Raw genomic sequence first — 19,026 nt, 5'->3', positions numbered from 1 at the left:
TCCGAGCAGTGAGACCATGTTTCAACAAACACAACGCAGATCGCACCTTGGTTCAGCGCTTTATATCTCTGAGCTGATCTATCACAACGCTGTTCGTTCTGTTCGCAAGACCCATGGCAACGCCTTCATGGCGATCCTGATGAACATGTTGCAGACGGCGATTTTCGTGCTCGCCTTCTATTTCATGTTCGCCATCCTTGGTATGCGCGGCAGTGCACTGCGCGGGGATTTCATGGTCTACATCATGACCGGTGTTTTCCTGTACATGACCTATGCCAAGACCATGAGCGCGGTCATCGGGTCCGAAGGGCCGGCCAGCCCGATGATGCAGCACGCGCCGATGAACACGGTGATCGCCATCGCCGCGGCCATGCTTTCGGCACTTTACATCCAGTTGCTGTCGCTGCTGGTGGTGCTGTTCGTCTATGACGTGGGCTTCAACCCCGGCGTGATGAGCGAAATTCACGACCCCGTCGGCTGTTTGCTGATGGTCCTTCTGGCGTGGTTTTCCGGCGCCTCGATCGGCATGATCTTCCTTGCCGCGAAGCCTTGGTTCCCGACCCCGGTGCAGATCGTGTCGACGGTCTATTCCCGGGCCAACATGATTGCCTCGGGCAAGATGTTCGTCGCCAACAAGTTGTCGGGCTTTACGCTGGTGATCTTTGACTGGAACCCGCTGTTCCACATCATCGACCAGTCGCGCGGCTATGCCTTCCTGAACTACGCACCGCGCAATTCGTCGCTGGAATACCCGATCTACGTCAGCATCGCCTTCCTGATGATCGGGCTGATGGGCGAATTTTATACCCGCAAGCACGCCTCGGCGTCGTGGAATGCCCGCCGCTAGGGCAGGTCACCCGGATTTCAGCGCCTTCAGATCGTACAGCGCCTGCAACGCCTCGCGCGGGGTCATCTCGTCGGGGTGCAGGTCGTCCAGCCGTGCCTCGACCTCCGAAGGTTTGGCCCTGGCCGGGCTGGCGACGGGTGGCGGCGCGGCGGCAAACAGCGGCAGATCGTCGATCAGCGCCTTGGGGCTGGTGCGGTCGCGGTCGCCCTTTTCCAGCGCGTCCAGAACCGTGCGCGCCCGTGCGATCACCGCCTGCGGCAGCCCCGCCAGCTGCGCCACCTGCACACCATAGGACCGGTCCGCCGCGCCCGGCCGCACCTCGTGCAGGAAGATCACGTCGCCTTCCCATTCGCGCACCGCGACGGTGGAATTGCCAACCCCCGGCAGCTTGCCCGCCAGCTGCGTCAGCTCGTGGTAATGCGTTGCGAACAGCCCGCGCACCCGGTTCACATCGTGCAGGTGTTCCAGCGTCGCCCAGGCAATCGACAGCCCGTCCCACGTTGCCGTGCCGCGCCCGATCTCATCAAGGATCACCAGCGCATGACTGTCGGCCTGGTTCAGGATGGCGGCGGTTTCCACCATTTCCACCATGAAGGTCGACCGCCCGCGCGCAAGGTCGTCGGACGCGCCGACACGGCTGAAAATCTGGCTGACCACGCCGATATGCGCTGCCTTGGCGGGCACGAAACTGCCCATCTGCGCCAGCACGGCGATCAGCGCGTTCTGCCGCAGGAAGGTCGATTTCCCCGCCATGTTCGGCCCGGTCAGCAACTGGATCGCCGCCGCGTCGCCGTCACCGTTCAACGCACAGTCATTGGCGATGAACGGCACGCCCTGCTTGGCCAGCGCAGCCTCGACCACCGGGTGCCGCCCGCCCTGGATGTCAAAGGCGCGGCTGTCGTCGACCCTGGGCCGGCACCAGTCCTGCCCGCGCGCCAGGTCGGCCAGGGCCAGGGCCAGGTCAAATTCCGCCAGCGCCAGCGCGGTCTGCGACAGCGCCGGGGCAACCGCCAGCACCGCTTGCCGCAGTTCTTCGAAAATCCGCTTCTCGATCTCGATCGCCCGGCCCCCGGCGTTCAGGATCCTGGTTTCCATCTCGGACAGCTCGACCGTGGTGAACCGGACCTGGTTGGCGGTGGTCTGGCGGTGGATGAACACCTCTGACAGCGGCGGCGACATCATCTTTTCGGCGTGGGTCGCGGTGGTTTCGATGAAATAACCCAGCACGTTGTTGTGCTTGATCTTCAGGCTTTGCACCCCGGTCTGCGCAACATAGTCGGCCTGCATCCGGGCAATCACCCCGCGCCCCTCGTCGCGCAGCTGGCGCATCTCGTCCAGTTCCGCGTCAAAGCCCGGGGCGACAAACCCCCCGTCCCGCACCAGCAGCGGCGGCTCTGCCACCAGCGCCTGATCCAGCAAGGCCAGCAGGTTTTCGTGACCGCGCAACGCCTGCCCCGCCTGACCCAACAGGTCGGGCAAGTCCGGCCCCAGCGATCCTGCCAGAACCTCGGCCTGGTCCAGCCCGTTGCGCAGCGCCGTCAGGTCGCGCGGCCCGCCGCGATCCAGCCCCAGCCGCGACAGCGCGCGATCCAGGTCGGGCACCTTGCGCAGCGCTTCGCGCAGAACCGCCGGCGCCTGCAACGCCCAGTCCACCGCGTCGTGCCGCGCCCGGATCAGCCCCAGGTCCCGCGATGGCGACGACAACCGCCGTTCCAGCAGCCGCGCGCCCGCCGCCGTCACCGTCCGGTCGATGACCGACAACAGCGATCCCGCGCGCCCGCCCTGCAAGCTGTGGGTCAGTTCCAGGTTCCGCCGGGTCGCCGCGTCGATCTGCAACAGCCGCGAGGCATGGTCCTGCCGTGGCGGCTGCAACAGCGGCAGCTTGCCCTTTTGCGTGATGTCCAGGTAATCGACCAGCGCGCCCATGGCCGACACCTCGGCCCGTGAAAACTGCGCGAAGGCTTCCAGCGTCTGCACCCCGAACAGCGCGCAAATCCGCCCCTCGGCCGCGGTGCTGTCGAAACTGGCCCGGCCCAGAACCGTCGGCGTCACGCCCATATCCTCGCAGACCGCGCCGACCTGTTCATCGACCGTTTCGGTCACCAGAACCTCGGCCGGGGCCAGCCGCGCCAGCTCCGCGCCGATCCGTGCCTGCGCCAGCGACATCACCTGGAACGCCCCGGTCGAGATATCGGCCCAGGCCAGTGCCCAGGCGTCCCGAACCTGCGCGACGGCGACAAGGTAATTGTGCCGCCGCGCTTCCAGCAGGCTGTCCTCGGTCAGCGTGCCGGGGGTGACCAGCCGCACCACGTCGCGCCGCACCACCGATTTCGACCCGCGTTTCTTCGCCTCGGCCGGGCTTTCCAGCTGTTCGCAAACCGCGACGCGAAACCCCTTGCGGATCAGCGTCAGCAGGTACCCCTCGGCAGCATGAACCGGCACGCCGCACATCGGGATATCGTCGCCCTCGTGCTTGCCCCGCTTGGTCAGCGCAATGTCCAGCGCCTCTGCCGCCGCCGCCGCGTCGTCGAAAAACATCTCATAGAAATCGCCCATCCGATAGAACAGCAGCGCATTGGGATGATGCGCCTTGATTTCCAGGTACTGTTCCATCATCGGCGTCATGGGACATGGGTCCTTGGGGTCAGCCCCCACCAGATGCGGGGGGTATTCAGCAATATTTCCACAAAATATCGCGGTGCCCCCCTGACCGAAAGCGAGTCGGCCAAGTTATCCCCAGCTTTTTACCCGGCCCCACGCGGCACACGTAGCGGCAGAAAACACCGAAAATCGGCAGTCAGGAGAAATTTTATTTCTACTTCGCGAAATAAAATTGCGCGCAGATCGTGCGATTTGGCCTGTTTCTTTCCCGGCGCTTTGAGGTATGCAGCGGCAAAGACGCAAGAAGACGAACGGACGACCGATGGCCAAGCTCAAGTTCACCCGCGAAGAAGCCCTGCAATTCCACCTTGAACCGACCCCGGGCAAGTGGGAGGTACAGGCAACCGTGCCGATGACCACCCAGCGCGACCTGTCGCTGGCCTATTCCCCCGGCGTCGCCGTCCCGTGCGAGGAAATCGCGGCCAACCCCGAGCTGGCCTATGATTACACCAACAAGGGCAACCTTGTGGCGGTGATCTCGAACGGCACCGCCGTTCTGGGCCTTGGCAACCTTGGCGCGCTTGGCGGCAAGCCGGTGATGGAAGGCAAGTCGGTGCTGTTCAAGCGTTTCGCCGACGTGAACTCGATCGACATCGAACTCGATACCGAGGATCCCGACGAATTCATCAAGGCGGTCAAGCTGATGGGCCCGACCTTCGGCGGCATCAACCTCGAAGACATCAAGGCGCCCGAGTGCTTCATCATCGAACAGGCTCTGAAAGAGCAGATGGACATCCCGGTCTTTCACGACGATCAGCACGGCACCGCCGTGATCTGCGCGGCGGGCCTGATCAACGCGCTGCACCTGTCGGGCAAGAAGATCGAGGACTGCAAGATCGTCCTGAACGGCGCGGGCGCCGCCGGGATCGCCTGCCTGGAACTGATCAAGGCCATGGGCGCGCGCCATGACAACTGCATCATGTGCGACACCAAGGGCGTGATCTATCAGGGCCGGACCGAAGGCATGAACCAGTGGAAATCGGCCCACGCGGTGAAAACCGACCTGCGCACGCTGGACGAAGCGATGGAAGGCGCCGACGTGTTCCTGGGCGTGTCGGCCAAGGGCGCCGTCACGCAAGACATGGTGGCCAGCATGGCCGAAAACCCGGTCATCTTCGCCATGGCCAACCCCGACCCGGAAATCACCCCGGAAGAGGCGCACGAGGTACGCCCTGACGCCATCGTCGCCACCGGCCGGTCGGACTATCCCAACCAGGTCAACAACGTGCTGGGTTTCCCCTACCTGTTCCGCGGCGCGCTGGACATCCACGCCCGCGCCATCAACGACCAGATGAAGATCGCCTGCGCCGAAGCGCTTGCCGCCATCGCGCGCGAAGACGTGCCAGATGAGGTCGGCCTTGCCTATGGCAAGCAGCTGTCCTTTGGCCGCGATTACATCATCCCCACGCCATTCGATCCGCGCCTGATCCACCGTATCCCGCCCGCAGTCGCCAAGGCAGGCATGGACACCGGCGCCGCGCGGCGTCCGATCATCGACATGGAAGCGTATGAGGAAACGCTCAGGGGCCGGATGGATTCCACCGCCCCGATGCTGCGGTCGATCAACAACCGCGCGCGTCAGGCGCAGGCCCGGATGATCTTTGCCGAAGGCGACGATCCGCGCGTGTTGCGCGCCGCCGTCATGTACCAGCGCAACGGGCTGGGCAAGGCGCTGGTCGTGGGCCGCGAATCCGACGTGCGTGAAAAACTGACCGCCGCCGGCATGGAAGACGCCGTGCGCGAGTTGGAGGTGGTGAACGCCGCCAACACCCGGCATCTGCAAACCTACAAGGATTTCCTGTACCAGCGCCTGCAACGCAAGGGCCTTGACCGCCAGGACGTGCACCGCCTTGCCGCCCGCGACCGGCATGTCTTTGCCTCGCTCATGCTGGCGCATGGTCATGGCGACGGGCTGGTCACCGGGGCCACCCGCAAATCCGCCCATGTGATGGAACTGATCAACCACGTCTTCGACGCCGATGCCCATCACGGTGCGGCCGGCGTGACCGCGATCCTGCACAAGGGCAAGATCGTCCTGATCGCCGACACGCTGGTACACGAATGGCCCGATGAAAACGACCTGGCCGACATCGCCGAACGCGCCGCCAAGGTGGCCCGTCACCTTGGGCTGGAACCGCGCGTCGCCTTCGTGTCGTTCTCGACCTTCGGCTACCCGGTGTCGGAACGCGCCGAAAAGATGCACATCGCGCCGCTGGTTCTGGACAAGCGCGGCGTCGATTTCGAATACGAAGGCGAAATGACCGTCGACGTGGCGTTGAACGCCAAGGTGCAGGAAACCTATCCGTTCCAGCGCCTGTCCGGCCCGGCCAACATCCTTGTGGTTCCGGCGCGGCATTCGGCCTCGATCTCGGTCAAGCTGATGCAGGAAATGGCGGGCGCCACGGTGATCGGCCCGATCCTGGCCGGGGTCGACAAGTCGATCCAGATCTGTTCGGCGAACATGACGGCGAACGACATCCTGAACATGGCGGTGCTGGCGGCCTGCAAGGTCGGCTAGGCCGCGCGTCGGCCCCTTGCGGTGGACGGGGTTTGGCCCCACCATCCGCCGGCAAGGAGGCCCGCCATGACCATCTACAACCTCGGTTCGATCAACGCCGACCTGTTCTATCGCCTGCCGCATTTCCCGGGGCCGGGCGAAACGCTGGCCGCAACGGACCACTGGCGCGGCCTGGGCGGCAAGGGCACCAACATGTCCGTCGCCGCGGCCCGGGCGGCAGCCCATGTCGTGCATATCGGCGCGGTCGGGTCCGACGGCAAATGGGCGGTTGAGCGGCTGACGGAATACGGCGTCGACACCACCCGGATCGCCACCGTGCCCGACCCCACCGGCCATGCGATCGTCATGCTGGATGCGGCGGGCGAAAACAGCATCGTGCTGGCCCCCGGCGCCAACCACGCCATCCCCGCCGACCTGTTGAGCCAGGCCATGGCCGCCGCGACCGAATCTGACACGTTCCTGTTCCAGAACGAAACCAACGCCCAGCGCGACGGGGCCCGGATCGCCTCGGCCAAGGGGATGCGCGTGGCCTATGCCGCCGCTCCTTTCGACTCTGATGCCGTGTCCGCCGTCCTGCCCCTGCTGGACCTGCTCATCCTGAACGAAGTCGAGGCCGCGCAACTGGCCAAGGCCACCGGGCAAAACGTCGAAACCCTGCCGGTCCGCGATATCGTGGTGACGCTGGGCGCGAAAGGCGCGCGCTGGATCAACACCGACACCGGTCAGGCGCTGGACGTGCCCGCGCTGCCCGTCACGCCGGTCGACACCACCGGCGCGGGCGACACGTTCACCGGCTATCTTGTCGCCGGGCTGGACCGGGGCATGCCGATGGAACAGGCGCTGTCACTGGCCACGACGGCGGCGGCGCTGATGGTCACCCGGCAAGGCACCGCCGACGTGATCCCCGACCTGAAAGAGGTGCACGAAATGCGCGGCGGCTGACACGCCCCCGATCAGTGCGCGAACGCCGCCGCCGATCCCCACAGCTGCCTGACCCGCTGGTCGCGCCCGCAGCCTTCACGATAGCGCTTGTAGGCGTCGTTCTGCCGGATCACGCCGAACCGCGTGATCACCCGGCTGGTGCCCTTGTAGTAATCCTGGTGATAGTCCTCGGCCGGCCAGAACGTCCCGGCCGTCAGAACCGGCGTTACGATCTGGCGCCCCAGCGCCGCCTGCGCGCGGGCCTTGGCCGCCTCTGCCGCCTGCCGTTCCGCATCGCCATCGGCAAAGATCGCGGTGCGGTAACTGTCGCCCCGGTCGCAGAACTGCCCGCCCGCATCCGTCGGATCGACCGAGCGGAAGAACATGTCATACAGCTGGTCGCGCGTCACCACGCCACTGTCATAGATGATCCGCACCGCCTCGTAATGCCCGGTGCCGCCGCGCGACACCTGCTTGTAGGTCGGGTTCTGACCGCGCCCGCCGGTATAGCCCGAGATCACCTCTTTCACCCCGCGCACGGATTCGAAATCGGATTCGACGCACCAGAAACATCCGCCGGCCACAACGATATCACGGGTTTCCCCTGCCTCCGCCTCGTGGCTGCGGGCAAACAGGCCGATCACGATCAGCAGGCTCAGGATCAGGGCGCGTTTCATGGCAAATCTCCTTTTCTTGCCCCACGCTGCGCCCATCGCCCTGCCCAGACAATCACCTGCAACGCAATTTCACCGCTTGGTGAGCGCGCGTGACCCCTTGGCAGTTCCGCGCGACCTGATAGCGTGACGTCCATGGACAAGATCACCACCCATCAGGCCACCGAGGACGCGCGCAACGCAACCGTCCTTATCTGGATCAACGGCACGCTGAAGCCCCGGGCAGAGGCGACGGTCAGCGTTTTCGACTCGGGCTTCATGCTGGGCGACGGCGTGTGGGAAGGGCTGCGGCTTTATCACGGGCGCTGGTCGTTCCTTGATGACCACATGGACCGGTTGTTCGAAGCGCTGAAAGCCATCGACCTCGATCCGCAGATGACCCGCGAACAGGTCATCGCCGCGCTGGAAGAAACCCGGATTGCCAACGGCATGGATCACGACGCCCACGCCCGGCTGATGATCACGCGCGGGGTGAAATCGCGCCCGTTCCAGCACCCGGCGTTGTCACGGCAGGGGCCGACCGTGGCGATCATCATGGAACATTCCAAACCCTCGATCCCGCGCCCGATCCGGCTGGCCACCGTGCCGCATATCCGTGGCCTGCCGATGACGCAGGACCCCAAGCTCAACAGCCATTCGAAACTGAACTGCATCCTGGCCTGCATCGCTGCCGAAAAGGCCGGCGCGGACGAGGCGCTGATGCTGGACCTGCATGGCTTTGTGAACACCACCAACGCCTGCAACTTTTTCATCGTTCGCAAGGGGGCGGTCTGGACCAGCACCGGTGACTACTGCATGAACGGGATCACCCGGCAAAAGGTGATCGACATCTGCCGCGCCAACGGCATTCCGGTCTATGAACGCAACTTCTCGCTGGTCGACACCTACGGCGCGGACGAGGCGTTCCTGACCGGCACCTTCGGCGCACAGACCCCGGTGGGTGAAATCGACGGCCGTCAGATCGGCACAGGCCAGATGGGGCCGCTGACCGAACACATCCGGCAGCTCTACAAGGCGCTGGTCCATGCATAGCGCGTATGCATGCGATGTGCATGGTTTGTGCATAGGATGTGCCCGATGAAAATCGCCATGTGGTCCGGCCCGCGCAACCTTTCGACGGCTCTGATGTATGCCTTTGGAAACCGGCCCGATTTCACCGTGATCGACGAGCCGTTCTATGGCCCCTACCTGCGCCTGACCGGATTGACTCATCCAATGCGGGCAAAGGTCCTGGAAAGCCGTCAGGACGGGCCAGAGGACGTCGCGGCACAGCTTCTTGCCCCCCTGCCCGAAGGCCGCCACGCCTATCACAAGCACATGTGCCAGCACATGATCCCCGGGATTCCGCGCGGGTTCATGGCCGACTGCGTGAACGTCTTCCTGATCCGTCACCCGGCCCGTGTGATCGCCAGTTTTGCAAAAGGTTACAAGGATTTGACCGCCGATGACGTGGGCTTTCGCCTGCAGGCGGAACTCTACGATCACTGCCTGTCGCTGGGGCAATCCCCGGTCGTGATCGACAGTGCCGACATCCGTGACGACCCGGCAAAGATGCTGGGTAAACTCTGTGCTGCCATTGGCCTGCCCTTCGATCCCGCGATGCTGAACTGGCCCGCCGGGGGCCATCCGGCCGACGGTGTCTGGGCCCCGCATTGGTACAGATCTGTCCATGCCAGCACCGGGTTCGCCGGTCCCGAAGGCCCCCTGCCAAAGCTTGACGCTGCCCTTCTGCCCCTGCTGGAAGAAACCCTTCCGTTCTACAACCGGATGAAAGTCGCAAAGCTGGCACCCTGACGGTCAGAACACCCGCGACTTGTTGATATAAAACACTTTTCTCAGCGCCCCCGGATCACCGCAGAAAAGTCCTGCCCCGGTTTCCAGCCCTGCGCGCGCTCTGAAATCCCCGCAATCTTGCGGTCGCGGATCGCGTCGCCATCGTCCATCACCCCGAACTGATTCAGGTATTCCGGCAGACGCCCCGACAGCACCAGTTCCCGGTCCAGCGGCAGGTCGGATTTCAACACCTTCGCCAGCTGGTAAACCACCGTTGTGCAATTGGCCGTCAGCGTGTTGTAAAACGCCGGGTCGCGGTCCAGATCCTGTGCCAGTTCGACGTAAGCCATGAACATCTCGCGCATCTGTTCGGGCGAAAGGCGCACGGGGTAAAGGCTGACATCCTCCTTGCGAAAATTGGTGCGCAGCTTGACGATATCGTCTTCCGTCGCGCCGATCAGGACCAGTTCGAACTGCCGGAAGAACCCGCCGATCTCGTTAAAGCTCTCACCCGCCTCGCGTCGGATTTCGACCGAGAAAACAACCTGTTCGCCATCTTCAAAGCCAAAGCTGACCAACAGGTGCGCGATATCCGGGTTGGCCCAGACCGAGGTCAGCATGTCCAGGCTTTGCAACTTGGTCAGGTCGAAGTCACGGCTGATCCAGCGCGGCTCTGCCTCGGTTTCCGAGCGCCAGTCGAAATCCCGCAGATCGCGCAGCGTCACGCGGTCGCCATCGACCTGCGCCTTGACCCCGCGCGCCACGTCCACCGCCCAGTCGCGGCTCTGGCTGGGTGTGATGGTCTGATACCAGCCGCCTACGGTCAGCACTACAACACCGAACACTGCCCATCCCATCCAGCGCGACCGCCGCCGTGCCAGCGCCGCGCCGACCACGGCGACCGTCAGACCGGCCAGTGCCAGGATGCGCAACATCCCTTCCATGTGCAGCCAGATCGCGGTGGCCGACCACGCGGCCCCGGCCAGAACCAGCAGGCCGAATACGGAATGAAGAAGGAAACTGAAAACGCGGGTCATGGCGGCAATCCTTTCAGGGAACGGTCGCGCGGGCAATCGTCGCCCGCGCGGTTAAGGGGTCGTCAACCCGGATCAGTAGTAGTCGTCCTTGGTCGACACTTCGGCCAGCATCCGTTCGGTCTTGGCGTCTTCCAGCTTGTTGTAAATTCGGTCCGATTCTTCCTTGTCGCGCAGGGCCTTGGTGATCGACGCGGTGGAATAGACCAGCATCAGCGCCGCCATCGCATAGTAGCCTTTGGCCGAAAAGCTGGCTTCAAGCGAATAGATCCCGCCGGCCATCATCAGCGCCGCGATGATGAAATTGGCATAGGTAAAGATGTTCCAGGCGGACGATACTTTGGGGGTATAGGTGTTCATGGTCTTGGTCCTTTGTTCGGGATTGGGTCAGTTTGGCAATACGGGGTCAGGCGACGCGGGCGCGCAGCCGTTCGATCACGTTCGCAGCTTCGCTGCGCAGGGGCGCACCACAACCTGCGGCGGCCAACTTGTCGCTGGTGGCCTGCGCGCTGGAGGTGCTGTTCAGTTCGGTCATCGCTGTTTCGATGCTTTCGGCATGGGCCTGACGCGCTTGCAGCCGGGCCAACGTTTCCTCGGCATCGCGCAAGCTGTTGATGACACCGTCGGGCATGGTGCCGCGCAGTTTCTGGGTGCGCTGCGCCGCATCCGCGATCTGCTTGCCACGTTGCAGCGACCGCAGGCGGTGTTCGGCCAGCGACAACTGTTCGCGCAGACGGCGGGTTTCGGTGTCGTAATGCAGCATCGCCTTTTCGGTGGCCGCCTGTTCTTCCTCCAGGTTAGCAATGGCCGACGCCGCTTCCATTGCAAGATCGTCGCGGTCTTTTTTCAGCGCTTCGACCGCGCGGGATTCAAGGTCAGCCAACTGTGCTGCAATACGTTCCGCCGTGCTGCGTTCGCGGCTGGCATAGGCCATCACCACCGCAACAGAGTGCTTGGCGCGGGTGACGCCATCCGCCGCATCGCGAAGTTGCTGACGCAGGATCGTCAGTGCGTTGGCATCAGTAAACTGGTCCGCCGCATCAGTCGCGCGGCCTCGGATCAATGTGGTCATCAGCTTGAACATCTTGGGCTCCTGGTTTATGAACGTTGTTCATGAACCCTATGTAAGGAATTCGTGAACAGCGTTCAATAGCTTTCTGAACAACGTTCAAGAAACAATCGGAAGGCCGATGAAAAACAATCGAGAAGAAAAGCGTGCCGACCTGCGCAACCGCCTGATCGCGGCGGCAGAACGGCAAATCGCGGAAAAGGGGCTGGCGGGGCTCAAGGCACGCGACATCACGGCAGAGGCCGGGTGTGCCCTTGGCGCGCTATACAACGCGGTAGAAGACCTTGATATGCTGGTGCTACACGTCAATTCGCGCACACTGACCCGGCTGGGAAAGACACTGTTGTCAGCAGCAGAGCCCGCGGACACGGCAGACGACACGATGCAGGCGCTTGCCGCGGCTTATGTCGGCTTTGCCTGCGAAAACCGGCGGCTCTGGATCGCGCTGTTCGAACACCGCCTGCCCGAAGGGCGCGAGATTCCCGATTGGCACAAACGCGACCACGCCGTCCTGATCGAGGTGATCATTCCCCCGCTCCGGCAATTGCGCCCCGATCTGGACAAGACCGCCCTCACGCTTCGGGCACGAACAACCTTTGCCGCTGTGCACGGGGTGGTTCAACTGGCATTGCAGGGGAAATTCGTCGGCGTCCCGCTGGATCACCTGCGGGACGAAGTCGCGGCGCTGGTCCTGTCGATGACCCGCGGCGCGCAGGTGGCGCGGACCTGAGCATCCGCGCCAACCTTGGGATCAAACCGCGATCTGTTCCGCGGTCCACTTGGCAAAGGGCAGCCCCCAGTTGGGCACCCGGCCATGTTTGCGAAAGAACATTTCCTTGTAGGCAACCTTCTGGGCATAGGGCAGGCGGCCCATCCGCAATTCCTGAATTTTGCCACCGAACCAGGAATCGGCGTGAATATAGAACGCCTTGCCACCACCCATGTCACCGATGCACAGCACCTCGGGCGACCAGCCCTTGTCGGCTTCGGCCGGGGCCATACGGCCAACATCCTTGGCGATCTGGCGGCCGACCACGTCGGTTTCCTGGTGACCGATGGCCCCCAGTTTGGGCACCGTCAGCGCCGCCGCGTCACCGCAGGCAAACACATCCGGGTAGTCGGGGTTGCGCATGTCCATACCGGTAACGATGAACCCGACCTCGTCGGAAATCGGCAACCCGCGCAGAAAGCCGTGCGGTTTCCAGTTCGGGAAAACGATGTTCAGTTCTGTTTCCAGCGCCTCGCCGTTGGCGAATTCGATCCCGGTCTTGGTGATGCGGACGATGTCCTTGGTGTTGTTCATGTAGCCAAAGCCCATTTGCCCGGCCGCCTCCAGCAACTGATGCACAACCTTTTCGCCGGCGTCCTCGGCAATCAATTCGGCGGGGGTGAATAAGGTGATGTTCTTGGCCCCACCCTTGTCATTGGTTTCCAGCCAGTGGGCCAGCGACAAGGCAAGTTCCACCGGCGGACCTTCACATGCGGCCAGCGCCGTGGGCAGCCAGTCCGGGCGTCCACGCGCACCCTGTTCAAACCGGGCAGAGCCGATGGCGATATGCCCGCCCTTGTAGTCGTTCTTCAGGTAGTCGATCAGCCGGTTGGCGTGCCAGGCATCGGAAACCGTATGCCCATAGTCGGCAAAGCCCTCGATTTCATCATAGGCCAGCCGGGCACCCAGCGCGATCACCAGCTTGTCATAGGTTTTCTTGTAGCAGGGCGAACCGGGCCGTTCGTTCGGACGCAGTGTCACCGTCCGGGCGCCAACATCCAGCGCCACCACTTCGGCTTGTTCGAAATGCACGTCATCCTTGGCCAGCGCTTCGATCAGCGGCATGTGCATGGTCACCGCTGGGTCGCGGCCTTCGAAGATTTCCAGCGGGATATTCGGGATGTAGTCAAGGTAAGCCTTTCGGTCGATCACCGTGATCTCTACCGCGTCCCCGGCGTAGTCCCGGATCTTCTGTGCCGCGCCCAGACCGGCAAAGTTGCCGCCCAGAATCAACACGTTCGGTTTTGTCGTTCTCTGTGTCATGCCCCCCTCCTTCGGGTTTGGTCTGTGACGACAGAGATAGGGGATGGTTTTGTCGGCGTCCTCACCCCGGGTTTACAAAGCTGTAAGCCGGATCACCCCGCCAGCGCCGACAAGAACGCAGCGGTTGCGGAAACCGCCGCCGCCATGTCTTCGGGGCTGGCGTATTCTTCGGGCCGGTGGCTCAGCCCGCCCCGGCAACGTACGAACAGCATTGCCATCGGGCACAGATCCGCCATGGCCGAGGCGTCATGCGTCGCCCCCGAGGGCAGGCGGGGCACCGTGGGGCAGACCGATTGACAGGCCTGGTCCAGCGCGTCGACCAGCATCGCATCAGCCGGCACGGCAGGCTGCTGGTAGCTGCGGTGCATGGAAAACGCCACGTTGCGCCGGTCGCCGATTTCGGCTCCGGCCTTCACCGCGTCGACGGCAAAGCGTTCCCGATCCATATCCAGAAGCGAGCGGATTTCCAGCACCAACTCAACCCGCGACGGAATCGCGTTGGCAACGCCGGGATGCAAGGTCAACGCGCCGATCGTGGCGCGCAGGCCGTCGATCCGGCAGGCGCTGTCATGCACCGCCGCGATGAAATCGGACGCTGCCACCAGCGCATCGCGCCGCGACTCCATCGGCACGGTCCCGGCATGGCCGGTGTCGCCCTCGAACACCACCGTGTTGCGCTCGATCCCGCAGATGCCGGTGACCACCCCCAGCGCCGCATCTGCCTGTTCCAGCGCGGGGCCCTGCTCGATGTGCACTTCGAGATACCCGACAACGTTGCCCGGATCGCGCGCCAGCGCCGCAATGCCTTGGGCATCGGCTCCGAACCGGTTCAACGCATCGCGCAAGGTTTCGCCGGTACGGTCGGTCATCGACAAAACCGCCGGATCCACCGTTCCCGCCAGCGCCCTTGGGCCCAAAAGCGCGGTGGGAAACGTCACACCCTCTTCGTCAGCGAAGGCAAGCACCTCGACCGCGACGGCAAGGTCCTTGCCTTCGGCTTTCAGTTTCTCGACCGCAAGAGAACCGATCACGATGCCCATGATTCCATCATAGCGCCCGCCATCGCGCACGCTGTCCTGGTGCGATCCGATCAGGAAAACCTTGTCGCCCGTCCCGGCGCGGCCCACCAGCGTTGCCGCCGCATCCAGCCGGGTCGTCATTCCGGCGCGCAACATCCAGCTCTTGATTTCCTCAAGCGCTGCGCGATGCTCGTCTGTGAACGGAAACCGCGTGATCCCTGCCCCCGGCAAGCTGCATCGGGCAATGCGGTTCAGGCGGTCTTCGGCTTCGCGGCCCCAGTCCATATTGACCCTCGATTTATCATGATAAATTTGGATCTACACAGCCGCGGATCCCAAGTCTATAATTTTTGTCATGATAATAACCGAGGCAAGTATGGACGGAACCCTCGACGCAGCGCCCAAACCCCGGCGGTCCCGCCCGGTGCGGGTGGCCGACGAAATCAAGCAATGGGTCGTTGAACGCGACCTGAAGCAAGGCGACAAGCTGCCGAATGAATCCGAAATGATCACGCTGTTCGCAGTGTCCAAGGGGACTGTACGCGAAGCGATGCGGATCCTTGAGGCGCAGGGGCTTATCGTCACCCGCACCGGCCCCGGCGGCGGCAGCTTTGTCGGCAAGGTGTCGGCGGATCGGGCGAAGTCGCTGTTGGCGAATTACTTCTATTTCCAGGACCTGTCGCTGGCCGACATCTATCAGATGCGCCGCGTGCTGGAGCCGGAAATGGCCGCCAGCCTTGCCGGCCACCTGACCCCCGCGCAACTGGATGAATTGCAGGCGCTGGCCGAACGCTACCCGACCCCGGCGCGATCGGCCGACGAAGAAAAGGAACAACACATCGCATCGCTGGAATTCCACGCCCGGCTTTCTGATTTTTCCGGCAACCGTCTGATGGGATTCGTGATTGCCTTCATGGCGCGCATCCTGACCGACTTGACCGTATACCGCCGGCTTTACGATCCGCCCAACCTGCAACTCTGGCAACGCGGGCGCGACCACCAGCTGCGGCTGGTCGATGCCCTGCGACGTGGCGACGCCGACGCCGCCCGCGCGACCATGGCATCGCACATGGAAGGCGCCGAAGCGATGATGGTCGCGCAAGAGGCACAACTGGCCAAGCGATTCATGGGAGAATAGGCGCGTCGGGGTGACCCGCCCAAAGCCGCGATTTTCACAAATAGTTAAGTCACGCGAAACCGGCGGCACAGGTTTGCGTGGTCTACCTTCGCCAATCAGACAACCGCTGGCCGGTGCCAGCGATCACTTGGTGAAAGGAAAAGACCATGCCCGAACTTATCGTCATCGGATACGAAACCGAAGCCCAGGCCAATGCCGCGCGTGACACGCTGTTCGGTCTTGCGGGTGAATACCTTGTCGATGTTGCCGACGCGGTCGTCGCGGTGGCCGACGACCAGGGCAAGATCAAGCTGAACCAGATGGTCAACCTTTGGACGGTCGGCGCATCCGGCGGGGCGTTCTGGGGTCTGCTGATCGGGGTATTGTTCATGAACCCGCTGTTGGGCGTCGCGGTTGGCGCCGGGGCCGGCGCGCTGAGCGGCGCGCTCAGCGATTACGGCATCAACGACCGTTTCATGAAAGACGTCGCAAATGTCCTGCAACCCGGCCAGGCCGCGCTGTTCATGATGATCCGTCAACACGCGTCCGACAAGGTGATCGACCGGCTTGGGATGGCTGGTGGCCATGTCATCCGCACCAATCTGGACACCACGAAAGAGGCCGCCCTGCGTGCCGCCTTCGACAAGGCGCACAAAGACATCGCGCAATCCGACACCCCGCACGCCGCCTGACGCCAACGGCGGGGCGCGGCCGATCTGGCCGCCCCGCCGTCCCCACCAAAACCAGACCGATTGACCGACCCCCGCGCCCCGCCGCGGGTGGTCTGACCCGGTGACGAACACGGTGTTCGCCGCCGGACTTACGAAACGGAGATTGATGTGTCGCGTTTGAAACTGTTGCTGATCGGGTCACTTGTGGTCGCCATCGCAGGCGGGCTTTGGGGCTATTGGAAATACACGTCGGTCTATCCGTCGACGCGCGATGCCTATGTCCAGGCACATATCGTGTCGGTCGCCGCCGAGATCACCGGCAAGGTCGCGGCGGTGCACGTCGGCGACAATGCCCATGTCGCCAAGGGCGACCCGCTGTTCGACATCGACGACACCACATATCAAAGCGCGGTGAAACAGGCGCAGGCGCAGGTCGACAGCGCCCGCGCCGCGATCACCGCCAACCAAAGCGAAATCGACGCGGCACAGGCCGGTGTTGCCAGTGCGCAATCCGCCCGGCAGGCCGCCGAGGCACAACTGGCCCGCATCCAGACCCTGTTCGAACGCGGGAACGCCCCCAAAAGCACGCTGGACGACACCAGAAGCGCAGCCGCCAGCGCCAAAGCTGCCGTGAATTCCGAACTGGCCGCGCTGACCAGAGCGCGGGCGGCGCTGACCAGCAGCCGCGACGCACTTGCCGTGGCCGAGGCCACGCTTGCCATCGCCCAGACCAACCTGGCGCGCACCCATGTCACCGCTCCTGCCGACGGCTGGGTTACCAACCTTGACCTGCGGATCGGCAGCCCGGTCACGGCCTATCGCCCGTTGTTCGCCGTTGTCGACGACAGCGACTGGTGGATCGAAGCGAATTTCAAGGAAACCGACCTGCCCCGCATCCGCGAAGGTCAACCGGTCAAGGTGGCGGTCGATCTGCTGCCGGGACAGACCCTGACAGGGACCGTGGCGTCGCTGGCCCGCGGTTCGGGGTCAACCTTTGCCCTGCTGCCCGCCGAAAACGCCAGCGGCAACTGGGTCAAGGTCACCCAGCGGTTCGCGGTGCGCATCGCGCTTGACCCCAGCGATGCGGATTTGCGCGTCGGGGCCAGCGCAACCGCGACAATCGACACCACGGGGTCAGCACAATGACCGCCGTCAGCACAGATGCTTCGCCAGACCGCGTGCCCGTTGCCATTGTGGTGGCCGTGGTGCTCAGCGCGATCCTGGAAGTGCTGGACAGCACGGTTGTCAACGTCGCGTTGCCGCATATCAAATCCAGCTTCGGTGCCACAACAGACCAGACGACCTGGATCCTGACCAGCTATATCGTGTCGGCGGTTGTGGTCATGCCCTTGACCGGCTTCATGGCCCGGCGCATCGGGCGCAAGCGGCTGATCCTGTCGGCGATCACAGGATTCGCCCTTTTTTCCATGCTCTGCGGACTGGCGTGGAGCCTGGGTTCGATTGTGGCCTTTCGAATGGGCCAGGGAATGTTTGGCGCATTCCTGATCCCGCTGTCGCAATCCATCCTGTTCGATTCCTTCCCAAAGGAAAAACGCGGGCAGGCGATGGCGATGTTCGGGCTGGGGGTTGTGGTTGCGCCGGTCATGGGCCCGACCATCGGCGCGATCCTGACCGATGCCTATTCGTGGCGTATGGTGTTTTTCGTCAACCTGCCGATCGCGGCGCTGGCGCTGGCGATGCTGACCGGCGAACTGGCCGACAGCCCCACTGTCAAGACCAGGATCGACTGGGCCGGGCTTGGTTTGATGGCGCTGGCCATCGGCGCGCTGCAATACGTCCTGGACCAGGGGCAGGGCAAGGATTGGTTCGCATCGCACGTGATCCAGGCGGCGGCGCTGATTTCGGCCGTTGCCGGGGCGCTGTTCTTGTGGCGCGCGGTGACCCGGCAGGACAATATCGTCAACCTGCGCATGTTCGGCGATGCGAATTTCGCCGCCGGCAATGCCATCATCGCGGGTTTTGCCGTGGCCATGTTCGGCGCCATTGCCATCCTGCCGCTGTTCGTACAGGGGCTTTTGGGCTATCCCGTAATCGAGGCAGGATACCTGTTTATCCCGCGCGGAATCGCGGCGGGCTTTTCGATGGTCATCACCGGATCTGTGCTGGTGACACGCTACGATCCGCGCCTTTTGGCGGTGTTCGGGCTGGGCCTGACCGCCGCCAGCAATTTCATGATGGGCGGGCTGAACCTGAACGCCACTTTCTGGCAACTGGCGTGGCCCGGCGTGGTCGGAGGCCTGGGCATGGGACTGGTGTTCGTTCCGCAATCGACACTGGCCTTTGCCGGGATCGACTCTTCTCAGCAGGACGAAGCTTCGGGGCTTTATGGCGTGACACGGCAGCTTGGCTCGTCGATCGGGATTGCCGTCGTGGGCGCAATGATCGTGCGCGGCATCGCGACCGACACCGCCACGCTGACCGGCCATGTCACCGCCTTTTCCGACACCGCCTATGCCATGCTGAACCCGCTGGGTCTGACGCCTGACACGCCTGAAGGCGCGGCCGTTCTGGCCGGTCAGATCGCGAAACAGGCGGCAATGATGTCCTATGCCCGAACGTTCAACGTGCTGGGCTGGGTTGCCATCGCGCTTCTGCCGATCCTGTTGTTCATGCGCAAGCCGGCGACCTCAGGCGGGGCACCGATCGCACATTGACCGGGCGGGGTGCGG

The 19,026-nt window shown here is 63.6% G+C and carries 17 protein-coding genes; 10 read left to right on the top strand and 7 right to left on the bottom strand.

Going from position 1 to position 19,026, the window contains the following annotated elements; genetic code table 11:
* Window positions 1-16: 16 nt before the first annotated feature.
* Window positions 17-847 (top strand): ABC transporter permease, encoded by an 831-nt coding sequence (locus tag VK792_RS05145; protein ID WP_326296286.1) that lies wholly within the window; start codon window positions 17-19, stop codon window positions 845-847.
* Between the two features lie 6 nt (window positions 848-853).
* Here VK792_RS05145 and mutS read toward each other — a convergent pair whose 3' ends face one another.
* Window positions 854-3,472: a DNA mismatch repair protein MutS gene (mutS, locus tag VK792_RS05140; protein WP_435404829.1), complete on the bottom strand. Its 2,619-nt coding sequence runs from the start codon at window positions 3,470-3,472 to the stop codon at window positions 854-856.
* A gap of 298 nt (window positions 3,473-3,770) precedes the next feature.
* Between mutS and VK792_RS05135 the strand changes: the two genes are divergently transcribed.
* Together VK792_RS05135 and VK792_RS05130 are read left to right on the top strand one after the other, a co-directional pair.
* Window positions 3,771-6,026, top strand: a complete 2,256-nt coding sequence (locus tag VK792_RS05135) for an NADP-dependent malic enzyme (RefSeq protein WP_326296285.1) — start codon at window positions 3,771-3,773, stop codon at window positions 6,024-6,026.
* 66 nt (window positions 6,027-6,092) lie between these two features.
* Entirely contained in the window at window positions 6,093-6,968 is an 876-nt protein-coding gene (locus VK792_RS05130) for a PfkB family carbohydrate kinase (protein ID WP_326296284.1), read from the top strand.
* A gap of 11 nt (window positions 6,969-6,979) precedes the next feature.
* On the opposite strand, the gene msrA is transcribed toward VK792_RS05130, so the two are convergent.
* Window positions 6,980-7,624, bottom strand: a complete 645-nt coding sequence (msrA, locus tag VK792_RS05125) for a peptide-methionine (S)-S-oxide reductase MsrA (RefSeq protein ID WP_326296283.1) — start codon at window positions 7,622-7,624, stop codon at window positions 6,980-6,982.
* A 132-nt stretch (window positions 7,625-7,756) separates the two neighbouring features.
* Between msrA and VK792_RS05120 the strand changes: the two genes are divergently transcribed.
* A complete protein-coding gene (locus tag VK792_RS05120; protein WP_326296282.1) occupies window positions 7,757-8,653 on the top strand; it encodes a D-amino acid aminotransferase in 897 nt (298 codons plus the stop codon).
* A gap of 45 nt (window positions 8,654-8,698) precedes the next feature.
* Window positions 8,699-9,415: a sulfotransferase-like domain-containing protein gene (locus VK792_RS05115; RefSeq protein WP_326296281.1), complete on the top strand. Its 717-nt coding sequence runs from the start codon at window positions 8,699-8,701 to the stop codon at window positions 9,413-9,415.
* A gap of 41 nt (window positions 9,416-9,456) precedes the next feature.
* Here VK792_RS05115 and VK792_RS05110 read toward each other — a convergent pair whose 3' ends face one another.
* The 3 genes from VK792_RS05110 to VK792_RS05100 form a co-directional block, all read right to left on the bottom strand.
* The gene (locus VK792_RS05110) at window positions 9,457-10,431 is read right to left on the bottom strand and encodes an Lnb N-terminal periplasmic domain-containing protein (RefSeq protein WP_326296280.1); all 975 of its coding nucleotides are present in this window, start codon (window positions 10,429-10,431) and stop codon (window positions 9,457-9,459) included.
* Between the two features lie 72 nt (window positions 10,432-10,503).
* Complete coding sequence (locus VK792_RS05105) at window positions 10,504-10,788, bottom strand: YiaA/YiaB family inner membrane protein (protein ID WP_326296279.1); 285 nt, start codon at window positions 10,786-10,788, stop codon at window positions 10,504-10,506.
* Window positions 10,789-10,834: 46 nt separating this feature from the next.
* Complete coding sequence (locus VK792_RS05100) at window positions 10,835-11,512, bottom strand: PspA/IM30 family protein (RefSeq protein ID WP_326296278.1); 678 nt, start codon at window positions 11,510-11,512, stop codon at window positions 10,835-10,837.
* A 106-nt stretch (window positions 11,513-11,618) separates the two neighbouring features.
* On the opposite strand from VK792_RS05100, the gene VK792_RS05095 reads away from it, so the two are divergent.
* Window positions 11,619-12,227 (top strand): TetR/AcrR family transcriptional regulator, encoded by a 609-nt coding sequence (locus VK792_RS05095; RefSeq protein WP_326296277.1) that lies wholly within the window; start codon window positions 11,619-11,621, stop codon window positions 12,225-12,227.
* 21 nt (window positions 12,228-12,248) lie between these two features.
* Here VK792_RS05095 and VK792_RS05090 read toward each other — a convergent pair whose 3' ends face one another.
* Window positions 12,249-13,529 (bottom strand): NAD(P)/FAD-dependent oxidoreductase, encoded by a 1,281-nt coding sequence (locus VK792_RS05090; protein WP_326296276.1) that lies wholly within the window; start codon window positions 13,527-13,529, stop codon window positions 12,249-12,251.
* A 92-nt stretch (window positions 13,530-13,621) separates the two neighbouring features.
* Window positions 13,622-14,833: a M20 family metallo-hydrolase gene (locus VK792_RS05085; RefSeq protein WP_326296275.1), complete on the bottom strand. Its 1,212-nt coding sequence runs from the start codon at window positions 14,831-14,833 to the stop codon at window positions 13,622-13,624.
* Window positions 14,834-14,924: 91 nt separating this feature from the next.
* Here VK792_RS05085 and VK792_RS05080 point away from each other — a divergent pair, with 91 nt between their 5' ends.
* The 4 genes from VK792_RS05080 (at window position 14,925) to VK792_RS05065 (ending at window position 19,011) form a co-directional block, all read left to right on the top strand.
* On the top strand, window positions 14,925-15,686 hold the full coding sequence (locus tag VK792_RS05080; RefSeq protein WP_326296274.1) for a FadR/GntR family transcriptional regulator: 762 nt from the start codon (window positions 14,925-14,927) through the stop codon (window positions 15,684-15,686).
* Window positions 15,687-15,832: 146 nt separating this feature from the next.
* Window positions 15,833-16,357, top strand: a complete 525-nt coding sequence (locus VK792_RS05075) for a DUF1269 domain-containing protein (RefSeq protein ID WP_326296273.1) — start codon at window positions 15,833-15,835, stop codon at window positions 16,355-16,357.
* A 147-nt stretch (window positions 16,358-16,504) separates the two neighbouring features.
* Complete coding sequence (locus VK792_RS05070; protein WP_326296272.1) at window positions 16,505-17,482, top strand: HlyD family secretion protein; 978 nt, start codon at window positions 16,505-16,507, stop codon at window positions 17,480-17,482.
* Complete coding sequence (locus tag VK792_RS05065) at window positions 17,479-19,011, top strand: DHA2 family efflux MFS transporter permease subunit (RefSeq protein WP_326296271.1); 1,533 nt, start codon at window positions 17,479-17,481, stop codon at window positions 19,009-19,011. The genes VK792_RS05070 and VK792_RS05065 overlap by 4 nt, the downstream gene beginning before the upstream one ends.
* Window positions 19,012-19,026: the final 15 nt, after the last annotated feature.

Source organism: Mesobacterium hydrothermale, assembly GCF_035818635.1.
Classification (GTDB): domain Bacteria; phylum Pseudomonadota; class Alphaproteobacteria; order Rhodobacterales; family Rhodobacteraceae; genus Mesobacterium_A; species Mesobacterium_A hydrothermale.
This window is presented reverse-complemented; position numbering and strand designations above follow the sequence as displayed.

Coding starts and splice junctions, on each gene's coding strand:
- VK792_RS05075 (WP_326296273.1), top strand. CDS start 15,833: ATGCCCGAACTTATCGTCATCGGATACGAAACCGAAGCCCAGGCCAAT.
- VK792_RS05095 (WP_326296277.1), top strand. CDS start 11,619: ATGAAAAACAATCGAGAAGAAAAGCGTGCCGACCTGCGCAACCGCCTG.
- VK792_RS05110 (WP_326296280.1), bottom strand. CDS start 10,431: ATGACCCGCGTTTTCAGTTTCCTTCTTCATTCCGTATTCGGCCTGCTG.
- VK792_RS05130 (WP_326296284.1), top strand. CDS start 6,093: ATGACCATCTACAACCTCGGTTCGATCAACGCCGACCTGTTCTATCGC.
- VK792_RS05080 (WP_326296274.1), top strand. CDS start 14,925: ATGGACGGAACCCTCGACGCAGCGCCCAAACCCCGGCGGTCCCGCCCG.
- VK792_RS05065 (WP_326296271.1), top strand. CDS start 17,479: ATGACCGCCGTCAGCACAGATGCTTCGCCAGACCGCGTGCCCGTTGCC.
- mutS (WP_435404829.1), bottom strand. CDS start 3,472: ATGACGCCGATGATGGAACAGTACCTGGAAATCAAGGCGCATCATCCC.
- VK792_RS05115 (WP_326296281.1), top strand. CDS start 8,699: ATGAAAATCGCCATGTGGTCCGGCCCGCGCAACCTTTCGACGGCTCTG.
- VK792_RS05135 (WP_326296285.1), top strand. CDS start 3,771: ATGGCCAAGCTCAAGTTCACCCGCGAAGAAGCCCTGCAATTCCACCTT.
- VK792_RS05090 (WP_326296276.1), bottom strand. CDS start 13,529: ATGACACAGAGAACGACAAAACCGAACGTGTTGATTCTGGGCGGCAAC.
- VK792_RS05100 (WP_326296278.1), bottom strand. CDS start 11,512: ATGTTCAAGCTGATGACCACATTGATCCGAGGCCGCGCGACTGATGCG.
- VK792_RS05085 (WP_326296275.1), bottom strand. CDS start 14,833: ATGGACTGGGGCCGCGAAGCCGAAGACCGCCTGAACCGCATTGCCCGA.
- VK792_RS05120 (WP_326296282.1), top strand. CDS start 7,757: ATGGACAAGATCACCACCCATCAGGCCACCGAGGACGCGCGCAACGCA.
- msrA (WP_326296283.1), bottom strand. CDS start 7,624: ATGAAACGCGCCCTGATCCTGAGCCTGCTGATCGTGATCGGCCTGTTT.
- VK792_RS05105 (WP_326296279.1), bottom strand. CDS start 10,788: ATGAACACCTATACCCCCAAAGTATCGTCCGCCTGGAACATCTTTACC.
- VK792_RS05145 (WP_326296286.1), top strand. CDS start 17: ATGTTTCAACAAACACAACGCAGATCGCACCTTGGTTCAGCGCTTTAT.